This is a genomic window from Vitreoscilla filiformis (genome assembly GCF_002222655.1).
GTDB lineage: Bacteria > Pseudomonadota > Gammaproteobacteria > Burkholderiales > Burkholderiaceae_C > Ideonella > Ideonella filiformis.
Genome location: NZ_CP022423.1, coordinates 2,499,133 through 2,516,028, shown reverse-complemented (window position 1 = coordinate 2,516,028; position 16,896 = coordinate 2,499,133). Strand labels below are relative to the sequence as shown.

Sequence of the window (16,896 nt, the reverse complement as noted above, 5' to 3'; positions counted from 1 at the left end):
GTGAACAGAGGGTGCCATCGTATACGTGTTAACCCTGCGCTCGTGCAAACAGGCTCATTCTCATGGACACCTTCGCGCCCCCAGACGCTGACGCTTTGCCCGATCCCGACACCCTGCCTGTGGTGCTGGTGGTCGATGACGAGGTGCGCTCGCAAGATGCCATCCGCCGCACCTTGGACGAAGACTTCCGCATCCTCACCGCCAGCCATGCCGACGAGGCCCGCCAATGGTTGACCCGCCAGGCGGTGGACGTGATCCTGTGCGATCAGCGCATGCCGGGGCTGACGGGGGTGGCGTTTCTCAAAGAAGTGCGCGAGCGCTGGCCGGACACGGTGCGCATCGTCATCTCCGGCTACACGGACAGCGAGGACATCATCACCGGCATCAACGAGGCCGGCATCTACCAATACATCCTCAAACCCTGGGTGCCGGATCATCTGTTGCAAACGGTGCGTAGCGCGGTCGAAGCGCGCACCTTGCGCCAAGGCTTGGATCGGCTCGATTTGGAGCTGCGCAGCGCCGCCCCGGTGTTGCGTGCGCGCAGCCAGAAAAAACTGGGCGAAGCGCGTTCGGCGTTTGGTTTCGAACGCATGGTGCGGGCGCCGGGCAGCCCGCTGGAGGCCGTGTGTGCCATGGCCCAGCGCGTGGCGCGGTACGACTTGCCGGTGCTCATCGGCGGCGAATCCGGCACTGGCAAAGAGCTGCTGGCGCGGGCGATCCACTACGCTTCCCCGCGCCATGCTCAAGCGTTTGTGCTGGAAAACTGCGCCGCCATCCCGGACACCTTGTTGGAAAGCGAGCTGTTCGGCCACAAACGCGGCGCGTTCACGGGGGCGTTCGAGGACCACATCGGGTTGTTTCAGCGGGCGCATGGTGGCACGGTGTTTCTGGATGAAATTGGCGAGACTTCGCCGGCCTTCCAAGTCAAGCTGCTGCGGGTGTTGCAAGAGGGCGAGTTGCGCCCCGTCGGTTCGACGCGGGCGGTGCCTGTGGATGTGCGCGTGGTGGCCGCCACGCATCGTCATTTGGAGGAAGAAGTGCGCGCCGGGCGGTTTCGGGAAGATTTGTACTGGCGCCTGGCCGGGGTGACGCTGCACATGCCCGCCCTGCGCGATCGGCCTGCCGACATCGCCCCGATCGCCGAACGGTTGTTGGCCGAGGTGGGGGCCGAGCTGGGGCGTCCCGGGTTGCGTTGGGCGCCGGGCACATTGGCGTGTTTGGCCCGCTATGCGTGGCCCGGCAACATCCGCGAGCTGCGCAACGAGATCGCCCGCGCCATCGCCCTGAGTGATGAGGAAACCATCGAACCCGGGGTGTTTTCCGTGCGCGTGTTGCAGGGCGGGGGATGCGAGGCCCGGGGCGGATCTGTGGCGGCGGTGCAGGCTTTGCCCAGCCACGGCACCTTGGCGGAGCGCCTGGAGGTGATCGAGGCCATGGTGCTGCGTGAAGTGCTGTTGCGCCATCGCTGGAACAAGACCCGGGCGGCGGCTGAACTCGGCCTGTCCCGCGTGGGGTTGCGGGCCAAGTTACAGCGGCTGGGGTTGGAGCCGACTCAAGTCGGTTGAGGCCGCTGGCTGGGAACCACGCGGTTGCGTCCTTCGCTTTTGGCGGCGTAGAGCGCTTGGTCGGCTTGTTCGATGAGGTGTTGGTAGTCCGGGTGGCCGTCGTAGGTGGCGACACCGATGCTGACGGTCATGTGCAACTGGCGTCCCTCAGGCAGCAAAACGGGGTCATTCTCGACAGCCTTGCGGATTTTTTCCGCTTCATGCAGCGCTTGCAGGGCGGGCATCTCGACGCTGACGATGATGAACTCCTCCCCCCCGAAACGGAACACAAAATCCCCGCTGCGCGCCGTGTTGGACAGCAGCGCCGCCAGATGCTGCAACGCCCGGTCGCCGCAACTGTGGCCGTAGTGATCGTTGATGTGTTTGAAGTGGTCCACGTCCACCAGCATGAGCGAGAACGGATGGCCCGAGCGCCGGCTCAGTTCCAACTCACGGCCCAGGACGGCGGGCAAATAACGGCGGTTGAGCAGTTGCGTCAGCGCATCGCGGCCAGACTCCATGTCCACCAGATGTTCGAACATCGAGTCCGTGAAGTAGCGGATTTGCTGTACTTCGGTCAGGACGTGGCGGGCGGTCTGGCGGCCCAGTTCATCGGTTTGGCCGGTGAGTTCGTCCTCACAGCGGGGCAGCAAGTCGGCGTCGATGCGGCGCATGGCGCTGAGGATGGACTCGCGCTCATCGGATGAGCCGTTGAATGCATTGGCCTTGTGCTGCACCCACAGCCCAAATGACGACTGGCCCAGGCGGGTGACTTCGTCATCCGGGTGCATCATCATGACCTTTTGCAGGAACTGGCTTTGCCAATCGAGCAAAGCCGTGCGCTGCCGCTCACGTTCCAGCGACATGTTCACGCTCGACGCCAGTGAGCGATATGCCTCATCGGTGCGCGTGGCCAAATCGCGTGACTCTTTGTACTGGATCGTCATCGCCTCTAAGGCCAAATCGATCAGCTCATGGGCTGCCATGGCGGTGCGCAGCACTTGGGCGGTGTCCATGTCGGTGCGCAGCAGGGTTTGCACGATGTCGTGCTTGAGCTGGCGGGCGCCACGAACCACCAACTCCATGCCGACGTTGATCCGGGCATGAACTTGGCCGATGTGCCGCTGAAGTGCGACCAGGGCGGGTACTTGGGCGGTGTCCCAGCTGCCGAGTGTTTGGGTGATCCAGCGTTGCATCGAGCTGTGCAAGCGGGTGTTGACGTCATCGTGGGTGAGCAAGGCGCCGGCTTGCGGGTCGGCCAGCATGGCGCGGTAAAACGCGTCGGCCAACTGCGCGCTGTGGTGTTGGCCCAAGGCGGTGAGGGCTTGGCGGATGGGTGCATCGGTCTGGGCGATGTGTTGCGCCCAGAGTTGGACAAGTACCGCATCCGGCGCGGTCACGAGCGAAGGGTGGTCAGGCATGGGACAAGGGCAAGGATCGACTCAGTCAAGTGGCAAAGCGCCGCACAGGAACAAACGAGGCAAGATGGTGGCCTGAGTTTGTTCCGGCGTTTTCAAAAATTTTGGGGGCTGTGTGGGTTCGCTTCATGTTTTGTGGCTTCAATCAGGGGGATGCGGAGGCTGTTCGATGTCCTTGCTCAACGCAGATACCCCCGATTGGGCCGCCACCCTGCGCACTTCGGGCATCGAATGGCTGTGGCATCCCTCCCTCAGCCTGGCCAGCGGCGAGGCGGTGTTGCAGATGCTGGAGGATTGCCTCAGCGGCGCGCAACCGCTGGATGTGCTGTGCATCGAAGGCGCGTTGTTGCGCGGCCCGCAGGGCAGCGGGCGGTTCCACCTGCTGGCGGGCACGGGGGTGCCGATGATTTCCTGGGTGAGGCGTCTGGCCGGCGTGGCCCGCTACGTGGTGGCGGTGGGTTCGTGCGCGGCCTGGGGCGGCGTGAGCGGAGCGCGCAACCACGCCACCGAAGCGTGCGGCCTGCAATTTGAAGACGATCAACCTGGCGGTTTGCTCGGGGCGGCGTTTCGCAGCGGGGCGGGTTTGCCGGTGATCAACGTGGCGGGTTGTCCGACCCACCCCGGATGGGTGATCGACAGCCTCATGGCCCTGGCCGATGGCAGCCTCAGCGCGGACGATCTGGACAGCCTCCAGCGCCCGCGTTTTTACGCCGATCAATTGGTGCATCACGGCTGCACCCGCAACGAGTTTTACGAGTTCAAAGCCAGCGCCGAACAGCCCTCCGACCTCGGCTGCATGATGGAGCACATGGGCTGCAAGGGCACCCAAGCCCACGCCGACTGCAACACCCGCTTGTGGAACGGCGAAGGCAGTTGCACACGCGGCGGGTACGCCTGCATCAGTTGCACGGAGCCGGGTTTTCAAGACCCGGGGCATGCGTTCGACGCCACCCCCAAGGTGGCTGGCATCCCCATTGGGCTGCCCACGGACATGCCCAAAGCTTGGTTCGTCGCCCTGGCTTCGCTGAGCAAGAGTGCCACGCCCCGGCGCGTCAAAACCAATGCCACGGCTGACCACATCGTGGTGCCGCCCGTGGCCCGTAAAACCCGCTTGAAGTGAGGGGCCCCACATGAGCAACACGCCGACTGGCCGCCTGTTGGTGGGGCCGTTCAACCGGGTTGAGGGGGATTTGGAGGTGCAGTTGCAGGTGGCGGATGGGCGCGTGGCATCGGCCCAGGTCAACGCCACCATGTACCGGGGGTTTGAACAACTGCTGCCCGGGCGGGCGGTGCGCGATGCGCTGGTGGTGGTGCCGCGCATTTGCGGTATTTGTTCGGTGTCCCAATCCGTGGCGGCGGCGCGGGCGCTGGCCGATGCCGCCGGGGTGACGCCACCGCCCAATGGCCAACACGCCCTGAACCTGATGCAAGCGTGCGAAAACCTGGCCGATCACCTCAGCCATTTCTACTTGTTTTTCGCGCCCGATTTCACCCGCCCGATCTACGCCGACCGCCCGTGGTGGCCCGAAGCGGTGCGGCGCTGGGCGGCGTTGGGCGCTGGGGTGACGCAAGGGGAACACGCCCGCCAAGCCCTGGCGGCGCGGCAGCGCTGGTTCACCCTCATGGGCACGCTGGGCGGCAAGTGGCCGCACACCCAGAGCGTGCAGCCGGGTGGCTCGTCGCGGGCCATCGACGCGGCGGAGCGGCTGCGTTTGATGAGCAAACTGCGCGAGATGCGCGCCTTCCTCGAATCAACCCTGTTCGCGGCGCCGCTGGAAGACATCGCCGCGCTGCGTGATGCCGCCGCCTTGGCCCGCTGGCACGCCGCCGACCCGCTGCGCGGCGATTTGCGCTTCTTCCTGACCGTTGCCGACGATCTGGCCTTGGCCCAGTTGGGCGCGGGGCCGGGGCGCACCTTGAGCTGGGGCGCCTATCCACAACCCGATGCGGGGCTGGCGCTGGCAGCGGGCGTTTGCGAACACCCCTCCGCCAGCCCGCTGACCCGCCAAGCGCCCGATGTGCGCCTCGTCACTGAAGACGCCACCCACGCCTGGCTGGCCGACAGCGGTGGCCCCCGCCATCCCGCCCAAGGCGTGACCCTGCCGGATGTGGACAAACCCGCCGCCTACAGTTGGAACAAAGCGCCGCGCCTGGACGGGCGAGTGGTGGAAACCGGCGCCATCGCCCGGCAGTTGGCCGATGGTCAGCCGCTCATCACCGATGTGGTGCAATGCCACGGTAGCCAAGTCGTCAGCCGGGTGCTGGCGCGGCTGATCGAGCTGGCGCGGGTGCTGCCGATGATGGAGCGTTGGCTCGGGGCCATCGTGCCGCGTGAACCCTTCTACACGCCGGACAGCTTGCCCGATGAAGGGGAGGGCATGGGCCTCACCGAAGCCGCACGCGGGGCGCTGGGGCATTGGGTGCGCTGGCGCAATGGCCGGTTGCTGCATTACCAAATCGTCGCGCCGACGAGCTGGAACTTCTCACCGCGTGACGCCCAAGGGCAACCCGGCGCACTGGAAGCGGCGCTGGTGGGCGCGCCGGTGTACCCGGGCGAGCGCACGCCGGTGGCGGTGCAACACATCGTGCGCTCGTTCGACCCGTGCATGGTCTGCACAGTGCATTGAGGCGTGATGGCATGACACGTTCCAAGCCCGCTTTGCCCGAGCGGCCCATGGGGCCCGATCAAGCCCTGGTGGACGAGTCCACTTGGCTGGATGTGATCCACAAGATGGACGAGGTTTACTCGCAGTTGGTGGCCGACGAAATCGAGTTGGAGCGCAAAAACACCGAGCTGGAGCAAAGCCAGCAGTTCATCATCAGCCTGCTCACCGCCATGAGTGACGTGCTGGCGGCGTGCAGCGAGTCCGGCGTGATTGAGCAGACGAACGCGGCGTTGGGCGAGCTGGTGGGCCAGCCTGAAAGTCGGTTGCACGGTTCCGCGCTGACGGCGTGGATGGCCGACGACGTCAGCGTTGCCCGTCTGCGCCAGGTGCTGGCGACGCCCGCCATGCAGCGCGGCGGCACGGTGATCGAAGTCGAACTGCGCGACGCGCAAGGCCAAGGCGTGCCGGTGGATTTCAACGTCACGCCCCGGTTGGATGCCTCTGGGCAGCGCGTTGGCTGGGTGTTCGTGGGGCGTCCGATGGGGGAGATCAAACGCGCCTACCACCAACTGCGCGAAGCGCACGAGGCGCTCAAACGCACCCAGCAGCAACTGGTGCATTCCGAAAAAATGGCGTCATTGGGTCGTCTGGTGGCCGGGGTGGCGCACGAGTTGAACAACCCCATCAGTTTTGTGCTCGGCAATGTGCATGCCTTGCAGCGTTACACCGAGCGTTTGCGCAGTTACCTGGGCGCGGTACATGCTGGTACGCCTGCGGCACAACTGGCCGCGTGGCGGGTCAAACTGCGCATCGACCCGGTGTTGGCCGACTTGCCCTCCCTCATGGAAGGCACCCTCGAAGGCGCCCAGCGCACGGCGGACATCGTGCAGGGCCTCAAGCGGTTCTCGGCGATGGATCGGGGGGAGCGGGGGCGTGTTGATCTCAACGAAGTGGTCGAGCGGGCGATTCATTGGGTGCGCAAAGGCACCGCGCCGGGGTTCGAAGTGCGCTGGGCGCCCGGCCCACCATGCACCGTGCTGGGCAGTGCGGGCCAGTTGTTGCAGGTGATGATGAACCTGATCCAAAACGCTTGGGATGCGGCCAGTGGGCGCCCGGATGTCACACCGTCCCTGTGGATCACGGGCGCGTGTGCGTCTGACCACACCCGGCTGACGTTTCGGGACAACGGCCCCGGCATCGCTTCGGAACACCTGTCTCGCTTGTTCGATCCGTTTTTCACCACCAAACCGGTGGGGCAGGGCACGGGGCTGGGGCTGTCGATCAGTTACGGCATCATCGAACAGCACGGCGGCCAGCTTACCGGCGCCAACCACCCCGACGGGGGCGCTGTTTTTACCCTGACACTGCCTCGCACGGAGGGCTCAGGTTCCGCAGTCGGCTGAGAGTTGGAAGCTGGGGGGGCGTTGGAACCACCGGGTCGGCGTGCGATGCCCGACCAGATGCGCTTGCCAGGCCGGGTCTTCCAGATCGCGGCGGGTGTCGCAGAACGAAGTGGTGCGTTCGGAGCTGTCCGGGGGCGTGCTGTCGAACGAGACGGCGCGTGCCAGCGTTACTTCCTCCAGATCGGCTTTCAAACCGGTGCTTTCTGCCATGTGGGCCGTGGTGGTGGCGCCTGGGCGCTGCAACGCGGCTTGGGTGAGCGTGCGATCGGTGGCGAGGGCGGGCGCGTCATCGGCGGGTTCATCGCGGCGCATCAAGGCGGCCCGGTCGATGTTCACTGGCGCCGACGCTGCGCCTCCAAACGCCTGCAATTGTTCACGCGAAGCCTGGTTGACGAGCACCTGAAGCTGTTCCGGCGAGGCTTGCGCCGCCATGGCGCGCAGTTGCTCCGGGGTGGCCTGGGCCATCAGCGCCCGCAATTGCGCCGGGGAGGCCTGACTCAGCGCTTGGCGTTGCTCAGGCGTGCCGGCACTTTGGCGGATGCGGTCGATCAGGCTTTCGGAGCTTTGGCCGGTGGCCACATCCTTGGAATCATCCAACAATTCCACAGACGCCGCCCCAACGACGAACAGCCCCGCAATCACCACGAAAGCCAGAGGTGACGCCGGTTTTTCAGCAGGAGGTTTGCGATGCATGGCCGGATTGTGGAGACTTGACTTCCCCTCGGCAACGGGTTTGGCAGAGGAATCGTGACCAAATCATCACCACTGGCCCGGCCATGATGGGTTTAGCGAACCGTCAGGGCCAAGGCAGCGTCGCGTACCAGGGCCGGGCCTTGGTAGACCAAGCCGGTGTAAATCTGCACCAAGTCGGCGCCGGCCAGCAGTTTGGAGCGTGCATCGTCGCCGCTCATCACGCCGCCCACGCCGATGATGGGGAAGCCCGCTCCCAGCGCCTCGCGCAGCCCCACGATGATGCGGTTGCTCGGCGTCAACACCGGCGCACCGGACAGGCCGCCCGTTTCCTCGGCATGTTCCAGCCCTTGCACCGCAGCTCGGCTGATGGTGGTGTTGGTGGCAATCACCCCATCCACCCCGCTTTGTTTCAGCGTGGCCGCGATGACGCCGATTTGCTCCACCTCCAGATCCGGGGCGATCTTGACGAACATCGGCACCTTGCGGCCCTGGGCTTGTTCGAGCTGGGCTTTGCGCTCGGTGAGCGGGGCCAGCAGGGCGCCCAAGGCGGCGTCGCTTTGCAGGGCGCGCAGGTTCTTGGTGTTGGGGCTGGAGATGTTGACGGTGATGTAGTCGGCGTGGGGGAAGACACCTTCCAGGCCGATCAAATAATCGTCCACTGCGTTTTCGATGGGCGTGCTGGCGTTCTTGCCGATGTTCAGCCCAACGATGCCGCCCCCGGCCCGGAAACTGTGGGCGCGTTGCACGTTGGTGAGGAAGGCGTCCAGCCCATCGTTGTTGAAACCGAAGCGGTTGATCAGCGCGTTGGCACGTGGCAGGCGGAACAGGCGCGGCTTGGGGTTGCCCGCTTGCGCCTTGGGCGTGACCGTGCCCACTTCGATGAACCCGAATCCCATGGCGCCCAGGGCGTCAATGCAGCGACCGTTCTTGTCCAACCCTGCCGCCAAGCCGAGGCGGTTGGGGAAGTTCAAGCCGGCGACCGTCACCGGGTCATTCACCCGATTTTGGGCCCACAAGCCTTGCAACGGGGTGTTTTGGAACCGGGCCAGTTGGCACAACAGGGCGTCGTGTGAATCTTCCGCGTCTTGGCTGAAGAGGAACGGACGGGCGACCGAATAGGGGAACAGGGCCATGATGGTCTCTGAAGTCGAGTTGTCGGTATGGACTTGTGATTGTGAACGAATGGCGATAATTCGCACCCATGACGCAAGACGAACTGAAGGCCCTCGTGGGCCAAGCTGCCCTGGCCTACGTGGTTCCCGGCAGCATCGTGGGGGTGGGCACGGGCTCGACGGTGAACTGTTTCATCGACGCCCTGGCCACCATGAAAGACCAAATCGCCGGTGCGGTGTCCAGCTCAATCAAGAGCACGGAGCGCCTGCTGGCCCACGGCATTCCGGTGCTGGACTCGAACGAGGTGACGGACATTCCCGTCTACATTGACGGGGCCGACGAGATCGACCCCACCGGTTGCATGATCAAAGGCGGCGGCGCAGCACTGACGCGGGAAAAGATCGTGGCCGACTTGGCGGCCCGGTTTGTGTGCATCGCCGATGCCAGCAAGCTGGTGGACGTGCTGGGCAACTTCCCGCTGCCGGTGGAAGTCATCCCGATGGCGGCGCAGCAAGTGATGCGCCGTTTTGCCAGCACTTATGGCGGCGAGGCCCGCATCCGCGAAGGCGTGACCACGGACAACGGCAATGTCATCGTGGACGTGCGCGGTTTGCGCATCACCGACCCGCTGGCGATGGAAGCCGAAGTGACGCTGTGGCCGGGGGTGGTGACGGTGGGGATTTTTGGCCGCCACAAGGCCAGCGTGTGCCTGTTGGGCACCGAAGAAGGCGTGAAGACGCTGACGTTTGGCGGCTGATTCGTTTTGCCATCAAGCCGGCGTGTTCCCTTTGCGCACGCGCCGCGCCACAAACCGCCCCACATCCACCGCATCCAACAAACTCCCCGCCAGCGGCTGCGGGGCACCCGTGATCCACGCCGCCAGCGCCTCCCCCAACAGCGGCGCCACGCTCAAGCCGCGTGAGCCCAGCGCCCCCAGCACGTACAACCCCGCCACACGCGGCACGTAACGCGGCTGCTCCAAACGTCGCACACCGGCCAACGCCGCCCAGGGTTGCGGCACCGGCCCGAGCAGCGGCAAACGGTCATCCACCATCAAGCGCCAGCCGACGCGCCCTTGCGGCCCCGCCCGCATCGCCGCTTCGACATCCACGGCTTGCCCGGTGAGTTCCGCCACGCGCTGGAGGTTGGTGCGGTGGTCGGCGTCGCGCACGTCGGGGTCGTCGTCGCGGAGTTGGTTGGTGGCGCCGCACAACAGGGCGCCATCCGGTGGGGCGATCACATAACCGCCGCTGGCCACCGGCAGCGCCGCGCGCGGCAGGCCAGTGGCCGCAGCGGATTCGGGCGGCCACCACGTCACCTGACCCCGGCTGCTGCCCAGCGGCCAGTGGGGGGCGTCGCTGTGTTCCGTCAGCAGGGGCACGAGTTCATGCGCACATGCCAGCACGACGCCATCCGCTTCGGCCAGGAGGTCGCCCTGGGCATCGTGCGCGCACCAGCCCCCACCGAGGCGGGGCAGCAACCGGGCGACGGGGGCCGCCGTGCGCAGCGTCACCCCCGGACGTTGGAGCCAGTGACGCACCAGCGCCGACGGGCTCACCCAGCCGCTGGCCGGGTAAAACCACGCCGGGCCGGCCAAAGCGTGCCCGGCCCGCGCTTGCGCCGCCTCCCGTGACAGCGCCTGCACGAACGACGCCGGCAAGCCGTGGCGTTCGATGAGCTGACGCATCGCCGCCGGGGTGGCCTCGGAAACGTCGCCGTCTTCGGGGCTGTGGCCGCGCAGCAGGCCGGCCACCGCGCCCGGCAGTTCACCGCGCTCGGTCGGGCCGCGCAGCAGTTGGGCGGTGCGCAGCGACCCAGCGCGCAGCAGTTGGGCATGGGCGCCGTCGTGCGCGTGGATCACCGGGTGAAAAATGCCGGCGGGGTTGCCGGAGGTTTCCTGCGCGGTGGCCTCGCGGCGCTCCAGCACCGTCACCGCCAGCCCTTGCGCGGCCAGCGCCCGCGCCGCCGATGCACCCGCCAACCCGGCGCCGATCACCAACACCGTGCGCATTCCCCGCGCTGGTTGACGGCCAGTCGGTGCCAGGCGTGGGCGGGCGTTCGGAGCGTCGGCGGCGGGCCAGTGGGCCACCGTCATGTCGCGTTTCGTGCCGAAACCGGGGGCGCGGCTCACCGCAAAACCGGCGGCGCTCAGGGCCTCGCGCACGTTGCGGGCCACGCTCCAAGTGGCGGCGCTGGCGCCCGGAGCGGCCAAGCGGGCACAGGCTTTGATCAGGCGTTCATCCCACATGTCGGCGTTGCGGGCGGGGGAAAAACCGTCGAGGTAGAACGCATCCACCTCGGCGATCAGCTCGGGCAGCCAGGTGTGCGCGTCGCCGAAAGCCAGCAGCAGGCGCACGCGGCCTTCTTCAAAATCAAGCTGATGCAGGTCGGGCGTGAGGGGCGGCCACTGCGCCACCAGTTGCTGGGCCAATTCCGGCAGCGCGTGTTGGGCGTGAACGCGGGCCAGGTCCTCGGGGCGCAGCGGGTGTTTTTCCAGCGAGATGAACACCAGTTGGCCGCAGCGCTGCGGATCGTCGCGCCACGCCTGCCAAGTCGCTAAAAAGTTGTTGCCCAGGCCGAAGCCGGTCTCCAATACCACAAAGCGTTCACACGCCTGCCAGCGCCCCGGCAAACCGTTGCCCGCCAGAAAGACGTGCCGCGCCTGCGCCAGCGCACCGGCGCGGGCGTGGTAGACGTCACCAAACGCCGGGGCGTAGGGCGTGCCGGCGTGAGCGGGGTCGTCAAACTGAACCTGGGCGGGTTGGAGCGGCTGGGTTTTCATCGGGCGGCCTCAGAAAGCAAAAAGGCACCCGAAGGTGCCTTGTGTGTGCGGCGTCGGCTTAGACGCGCTTGCGATACTCGTGGGTGCGGGTGTCGATTTCGATCTTGTCGCCGTTTTCCACGAACAGCGGCACCGCGATTTCGAAACCAGTGCCGACGATGCGTGCGGGCTTCATCACCTTGCCCGAAGTGTCACCCTTGACGGCGGGTTCGGTTTCGATCTCGCGCACCACGCTGGTGGGCATTTCAACCGAGATGGCCTTGCCGTCGTAGAAGGTCACTTCCACGGTCATTTCGTCTTGCAGGTAGCTGATGGCATCGCCCATGTTCTCGGCTTCCACTTCGTACTGGTTGTACTCGGTGTCCATGAACACATACATCGGATCAGCGAAATAGGAGTAGGTGCATTCCTTCTTGTCGAGGATGACCAGGTCCATCTTTTCGTCGGCCTTGAACACCGTTTCAGCGCCGCCGCCGTTCAACAGGTTCTTCATCTTGATGCGCACGGTTGCAGCGCCACGGCCACCACGGCTGTATTCGGTCTTCTGCACGACCATCGGGTCCTTGCCTTGCATGATCACGTTGCCGGCGCGGATTTCCTGAGCGAGTTTCATGGGGGATCACTTCCTGTGAGAGGGTGTTGCCCCGTGGCAGCACCCGTGTGAACGGTTGCGGCGGTGAAATCCGCAAAACTCGCCATTTTAAAGCTTTTCAGTGACGAACCCGAGGAGCTGGCTCACCAGATCGGGCTGAACGTGCAGGGTGTCTCGCCAGTGGGTGGTGTGGGTGGCCCAAGCACGGAGGTCGGGCCAGGCGGCGGGGGCGTGGGGCGTCAGGCCGTTCCACCAGTGCATCCAGGCGCGCACCTGGGCAGCCAGACTCGGCGGCGCGGTGTGGAGGTGGCGGGCGAGGAAGGCATCGAGTTTGTCGGCGTGGACGCCATCGTCTTGAAAATAGATGTGCCAGAGAAACGGCCACGCCGCCCACTGCGCCCGCACGAAGGAATCTTCGCCGCGCACCAAGTTGAGGTCGCAGGCGGCGAGCAGGCGGTCGTAGTCGGGTTGGGTGAGCCAGGGCAGGCGGTGCAGGCGCACGCCGGGGGGCAGCGGCAGGCGTTCGAGGGCGTCGCGGGTGGCGCCGGGTGCGGCCAGCAACAGCACGGGGGCGCCCAAGCGCGGCAACTGTGCCAGCAGCGCGGCCAGCGGAGCGTGCGGGTAGGCAAAGAGGCTGACGCAAAGTTCGCCGGGGCGCCGGGGGAGGTTCAGCGGCGGAGCGGGGGCGGTGGTTTCGCGCAGCAGCCCGCCGGTGGCGAGTGTGAACCCGGGGTAAAAAAACCACTTCATGAGCCCGTTGGCCGGTGCCCGCCATTGCGGTGAAACCAGGCGGTGCGAACGTTCGACGTCCTCCTCGGCGCTGAGGTATTCGAGGTTGAGCCATACCGGCGCTGGGCCCGTTTGTGCAGCGTGGGCCATGCGGGCGATGAAGGCGTCGGGCAGGTCGCAGCCGAAGGTTTCGATCACCACGTTGCCGGGGGTGGGCCAGGGGAAGGTGTCGGCGTCGGTGGGCCAAGCGTGGACGCTGACGCCGGGGGCGCCGTTGGGGGCCATCCAGGCCAGGGCGCGGGCGTCGTCCACCCACAAGCGCACGCGCTGGCCTCGGGCGGCCAATTGGGCGGCGAGGCGCCAGCACACGCCGATGTCGCCGAAGTTGTCGATGACGCGGCAGAAGATGTCCCAGCGCAGGGCGGGGAATTCGCCTGCGCTGTTTTGAGGGGGCGAGTATGGGCTGTGGGCGATGGTATCGGACATGGTGAGAGAGTTTAAAGCCGTTTTTTTACTTGCTTGTTTGGTTCTACTTCTGGCACATCATTTCCATGTTTCAATCCACACCCGCCATCCCAGCGGGTGAAATATTTGGGTAAATGTGGGTATATTTGTGGGTATGCTGTTTCAATCCACACCCGCCATCCCAGCGGGTGAAATCCGCGTTGGCTTGTGCGCGAGCTGCGAGCCACGCCAGTTTCAATCCACACCCGCCATCCCAGCGGGTGAAATGGTGCGGGGTGGATTTCTCGACGGCAATGAACGCGTTTCAATCCACACCCGCCATCCCAGCGGGTGAAATGAGGGCGTCCATTGCTGCCACGATGGCGGGGGGGTTTCAATCCACACCCGCCATCCCAGCGGGTGAAATCTGCACCGTAATCTGTACCGCTTTTGTCACTGCGGTTTCAATCCACACCCGCCATCCCAGCGGGTGAAATACTTGCACAGTGTCCACGCCGACAAATTTAGGCGAGTTTCAATCCACACCCGCCATCCCAGCGGGTGAAATAAATCAAAGATTTTGACCCGCCCAAACTGGCACTGTTTCAATCCACACCCGCCATCCCAGCGGGTGAAATGGATGAGCACGCTGGGCTCTTGCTGGGCGCCGATGGTTTCAATCCACACCCGCCATCCCAGCGGGTGAAATGCCGGCAACCCACTGACACAGTTGCACGCGAGAGTTTCAATCCACACCCGCCATCCCAGCGGGTGAAATTTGTGCGCCATGTGCCACCAACTACCATGCCGTGGGTTTCAATCCACACCCGCCATCCCAGCGGGTGAAATTGTCTTTATTGGGGCTGGCGGGACATGGGTTGTGCCGGTTTCAATCCACACCCGCCATCCCAGCGGGTGAAATCCGTCTTGCGGTGAATCCGTTGAGGCGGTCGAAGATGTTTCAATCCACACCCGCCATCCCAGCGGGTGAAATCAGGCAAGTGACAATCTCACCGACCCGCCCCAGCGCCGTTTCAATCCACACCCGCCATCCCAGCGGGTGAAATGTAGTGTTGTATTGTAATGTAGTTGATACAACAGTTTCAATCCACACCCGCCATCCCAGCGGGTGAAATATCATGTCGAGCCGGGTTGACACCAAACCGCGCTTGGTTTCAATCCACACCCGCCATCCCAGCGGGTGAAATAACCTTTTGGCATTGACGGCGCCCCAGCTTCGGGCCGGTTTCAATCCACACCCGCCATCCCAGCGGGTGAAATCTGTTGGCCAGGTGCGCGCATTTGGTGGCGTCCTCGTTTCAATCCACACCCGCCATCCCAGCGGGTGAAATATCGGATAGGTAGTGCGCCTCGTTCGTGGTGCCCACGTTTCAATCCACACCCGCCATCCCAGCGGGTGAAATGTTTGGGACGACGATTGCGGCTGGTGCCTGCCCGAGTTTCAATCCACACCCGCCATCCCAGCGGGTGAAATCCACCATGGACAGCATGCCGGCCAGCGGTGCTTGTTTCAATCCACACCCGCCATCCCAGCGGGTGAAATACACGTTGGCGGGCCAGCTCGGCAGCGCGGCGATGTTTCAATCCACACCCGCCATCCCAGCGGGTGAAATTGGCGACATCACTGCCATGCCAGAGGCGGCGCGTGTTTCAATCCACACCCGCCATCCCAGCGGGTGAAATCTGACCGTGTCGATCAATTCAGCCGAGGCCAAACCAGTTTCAATCCACACCCGCCATCCCAGCGGGTGAAATCCCGTCAAATCTCGCCAAGGCTCACCGTAGCGAGTTTCAATCCACACCCGCCATCCCAGCGGGTGAAATGAGTATCCGCACCACCTGTTACTAATTTTTCAGTTGTTTCAATCCACACCCGCCATCCCAGCGGGTGAAATCGGCTTTTCGTAGCGCGTAGCAGCAGGCAAACGGTTTCAATCCACACCCGCCATCCCAGCGGGTGAAATCACGCGACGGCCAGCATCGTGGTCGAGGACGTAGGGGTTTCAATCCACACCCGCCATCCCAGCGGGTGAAATAACGAGGCCCGGAACCGATCCGATGCCGAGCTGATGTTTCAATCCACACCCGCCATCCCAGCGGGTGAAATGCCGCCGCCGCCTTTGTCTTTGAATCCCCAGGTGTTTCAATCCACACCCGCCATCCCAGCGGGTGAAATGATGTTGGCCGGCCCGTGGTGCTGGTCGAAGGCGAGTTTCAATCCACACCCGCCATCCCAGCGGGTGAAATACACCACGCCCATGCAGGCGTAGCCCATGGCCTTGTTTCAATCCACACCCGCCATCCCAGCGGGTGAAATGACACCACGCCCATGCAGGCGTAGCCGATGGACTTGTTTCAATCCACACCCGCCATCCCAGCGGGTGAAATGTTCGAGGCGCTGCTGCACGCTGGGCGCCACCGTGTTTCAATCCACACCCGCCATCCCAGCGGGTGAAATGGGGACTACTACGACCACCAACACCACCAGCAGCAGTTTCAATCCACACCCGCCATCCCAGCGGGTGAAATGTATGCGTCTCGAATGATGCGCAGTTACCTAAAAGTTTCAATCCACACCCGCCATCCCAGCGGGTGAAATTCTTTGCCATCGCATCACCTTGTTGAGTAGTTAAGTTTCAATCCACACCCGCCATCCCAGCGGGTGAAATTATTAGGATTTGTGGCAGGGTCAGTTTGAGGAGAGAGTTTCAATCCACACCCGCCATCCCAGCGGGTGAAATGCCTCGGATTGAGAGACATAACAAGTGCGCCCCGTTTCAATCCACACCCGCCATCCCAGCGGGTGAAATAGCACTTTTGGCGCTGATTCGGTTCGCTACGTCGTGTTTCAATCCACACCCGCCATCCCAGCGGGTGAAATACTATTGGTGCGGCGAGTACGCCTCCCACAAGTGTTTCAATCCACACCCGCCATCCCAGCGGGTGAAATCATCGTGGTGGGCGGGACATGGCGGACGATCCGCGTTTCAATCCACACCCGCCATCCCAGCGGGTGAAATATAGATTTCTTCATCAAGGAAATTGAGTCCAAGCAGTTTCAATCCACACCCGCCATCCCAGCGGGTGAAATAAACGTCCAGCCAGCCACCCTCAGCCGATGCGAGGGCGGTTTCAATCCACACCCGCCATCCCAGCGGGTGAAATGTCCTTTTCGTCCAGCGACTTTTTCACCACCGAGTTTCAATCCACACCCGCCATCCCAGCGGGTGAAATACCCCACCCCGCGCCAGCAGCGCGCAGACGCCTACCTGGTTTCAATCCACACCCGCCATCCCAGCGGGTGAAATGCGTAGCTGCTGCTGACACATACCACGCATCACGCGGTTTCAATCCACACCCGCCATCCCAGCGGGTGAAATGCGCCACGGCATGCGCAAGGCGGAAGGATCTGTCGTTTCAATCCACACCCGCCATCCCAGCGGGTGAAATGCGTGAGAGTCACCCGCGAACCCTTGGCTTTGATGTTTCAATCCACACCCGCCATCCCAGCGGGTGAAATTGCGCGGCTGGAGCGGGATGCTTGATTCCTG

General features: G+C 64.3%; 11 protein-coding genes and 1 CRISPR repeat array (1 of these 12 only partly in view). Of the genes, 5 read left to right on the top strand and 6 right to left on the bottom strand.

The genetic code is table 11. The features are described from left to right. Window positions 1-62 precede the first annotated feature (62 nt). Window positions 63-1,565 carry a sigma-54-dependent transcriptional regulator gene (locus tag VITFI_RS11850; protein WP_089417137.1) on the top strand — a complete coding sequence of 501 codons (1,503 nt, stop codon included), beginning with the start codon at window positions 63-65 and terminating at the stop codon, window positions 1,563-1,565. On the opposite strand, the gene VITFI_RS11845 is transcribed toward VITFI_RS11850, so the two are convergent. After that, window positions 1,553-2,965, bottom strand: coding sequence for a GGDEF domain-containing protein (locus tag VITFI_RS11845; RefSeq protein ID WP_089417136.1), 1,413 nt, complete (start codon window positions 2,963-2,965; stop codon window positions 1,553-1,555). The two genes, VITFI_RS11850 and VITFI_RS11845, sit on opposite strands and share 13 nt — an antisense overlap. A gap of 112 nt (window positions 2,966-3,077) precedes the next feature. Here VITFI_RS11845 and VITFI_RS11840 point away from each other — a divergent pair, with 112 nt between their 5' ends. Genes VITFI_RS11840 through VITFI_RS11830 form a run of 3 tightly spaced genes read left to right on the top strand, consistent with a single transcriptional unit; the run spans window position 3,078 to window position 6,971 of the window. Then, on the top strand, window positions 3,078-4,082 hold the full coding sequence (locus tag VITFI_RS11840; RefSeq protein WP_269768718.1) for an NADH-quinone oxidoreductase subunit B family protein: 1,005 nt from the start codon (window positions 3,078-3,080) through the stop codon (window positions 4,080-4,082). 10 nt (window positions 4,083-4,092) lie between these two features. Further along, a complete protein-coding gene (locus tag VITFI_RS11835) occupies window positions 4,093-5,589 on the top strand; it encodes a nickel-dependent hydrogenase large subunit (RefSeq protein ID WP_089417134.1) in 1,497 nt (498 codons plus the stop codon). A gap of 11 nt (window positions 5,590-5,600) precedes the next feature. Then, window positions 5,601-6,971, top strand: a complete 1,371-nt coding sequence (locus VITFI_RS11830; protein WP_089417133.1) for a sensor histidine kinase — start codon at window positions 5,601-5,603, stop codon at window positions 6,969-6,971. Here the strand turns inward: VITFI_RS11830 and VITFI_RS11825 are convergent. Next, window positions 6,951-7,664, bottom strand: coding sequence for a hypothetical protein (locus VITFI_RS11825; RefSeq protein ID WP_089417132.1), 714 nt, complete (start codon window positions 7,662-7,664; stop codon window positions 6,951-6,953). The genes VITFI_RS11830 and VITFI_RS11825 overlap by 21 nt on opposite strands. Window positions 7,665-7,756: 92 nt before the next feature. Continuing rightward, window positions 7,757-8,797 carry a quinone-dependent dihydroorotate dehydrogenase gene (locus VITFI_RS11820; protein ID WP_089417131.1) on the bottom strand — a complete coding sequence of 347 codons (1,041 nt, stop codon included), beginning with the start codon at window positions 8,795-8,797 and terminating at the stop codon, window positions 7,757-7,759. A gap of 68 nt (window positions 8,798-8,865) precedes the next feature. On the opposite strand from VITFI_RS11820, the gene rpiA reads away from it, so the two are divergent. Further along, window positions 8,866-9,534, top strand: a complete 669-nt coding sequence (gene rpiA, locus VITFI_RS11815) for a ribose-5-phosphate isomerase RpiA (RefSeq protein ID WP_089417130.1) — start codon at window positions 8,866-8,868, stop codon at window positions 9,532-9,534. Window positions 9,535-9,546: 12 nt separating this feature from the next. Here the strand turns inward: rpiA and mnmC are convergent, their stop codons facing one another. The 3 genes from mnmC to VITFI_RS11800 all read right to left on the bottom strand — a co-directional run bounded on the left by mnmC (window position 9,547) and on the right by VITFI_RS11800 (window position 13,366). Further along, on the bottom strand, window positions 9,547-11,559 hold the full coding sequence (gene mnmC / locus VITFI_RS11810) for a bifunctional tRNA (5-methylaminomethyl-2-thiouridine)(34)-methyltransferase MnmD/FAD-dependent 5-carboxymethylaminomethyl-2-thiouridine(34) oxidoreductase MnmC (protein ID WP_089417129.1): 2,013 nt from the start codon (window positions 11,557-11,559) through the stop codon (window positions 9,547-9,549). 58 nt (window positions 11,560-11,617) lie between these two features. Continuing rightward, on the bottom strand, window positions 11,618-12,172 hold the full coding sequence (gene efp, locus VITFI_RS11805) for an elongation factor P (protein WP_089417128.1): 555 nt from the start codon (window positions 12,170-12,172) through the stop codon (window positions 11,618-11,620). Between the two features lie 87 nt (window positions 12,173-12,259). Then, window positions 12,260-13,366 carry an elongation factor P maturation arginine rhamnosyltransferase EarP gene (locus VITFI_RS11800; RefSeq protein ID WP_089417127.1) on the bottom strand — a complete coding sequence of 369 codons (1,107 nt, stop codon included), beginning with the start codon at window positions 13,364-13,366 and terminating at the stop codon, window positions 12,260-12,262. A 67-nt stretch (window positions 13,367-13,433) separates the two neighbouring features. Then, window positions 13,434-16,896: direct repeats of the CRISPR family, unit length 36 nt; unit sequence GTTTCAATCCACACCCGCCATCCCAGCGGGTGAAAT (it continues 322 nt past the right edge of the window).

Coding starts and splice junctions, on each gene's coding strand:
- VITFI_RS11850 (WP_089417137.1), top strand. CDS start 63: ATGGACACCTTCGCGCCCCCAGACGCTGACGCTTTGCCCGATCCCGAC.
- VITFI_RS11845 (WP_089417136.1), bottom strand. CDS start 2,965: ATGCCTGACCACCCTTCGCTCGTGACCGCGCCGGATGCGGTACTTGTC.
- VITFI_RS11835 (WP_089417134.1), top strand. CDS start 4,093: ATGAGCAACACGCCGACTGGCCGCCTGTTGGTGGGGCCGTTCAACCGG.
- VITFI_RS11830 (WP_089417133.1), top strand. CDS start 5,601: ATGACACGTTCCAAGCCCGCTTTGCCCGAGCGGCCCATGGGGCCCGAT.
- VITFI_RS11825 (WP_089417132.1), bottom strand. CDS start 7,664: ATGCATCGCAAACCTCCTGCTGAAAAACCGGCGTCACCTCTGGCTTTC.
- VITFI_RS11820 (WP_089417131.1), bottom strand. CDS start 8,797: ATGGCCCTGTTCCCCTATTCGGTCGCCCGTCCGTTCCTCTTCAGCCAA.
- rpiA (WP_089417130.1), top strand. CDS start 8,866: ATGACGCAAGACGAACTGAAGGCCCTCGTGGGCCAAGCTGCCCTGGCC.
- mnmC (WP_089417129.1), bottom strand. CDS start 11,559: ATGAAAACCCAGCCGCTCCAACCCGCCCAGGTTCAGTTTGACGACCCC.
- efp (WP_089417128.1), bottom strand. CDS start 12,172: ATGAAACTCGCTCAGGAAATCCGCGCCGGCAACGTGATCATGCAAGGC.
- VITFI_RS11800 (WP_089417127.1), bottom strand. CDS start 13,366: ATGTCCGATACCATCGCCCACAGCCCATACTCGCCCCCTCAAAACAGC.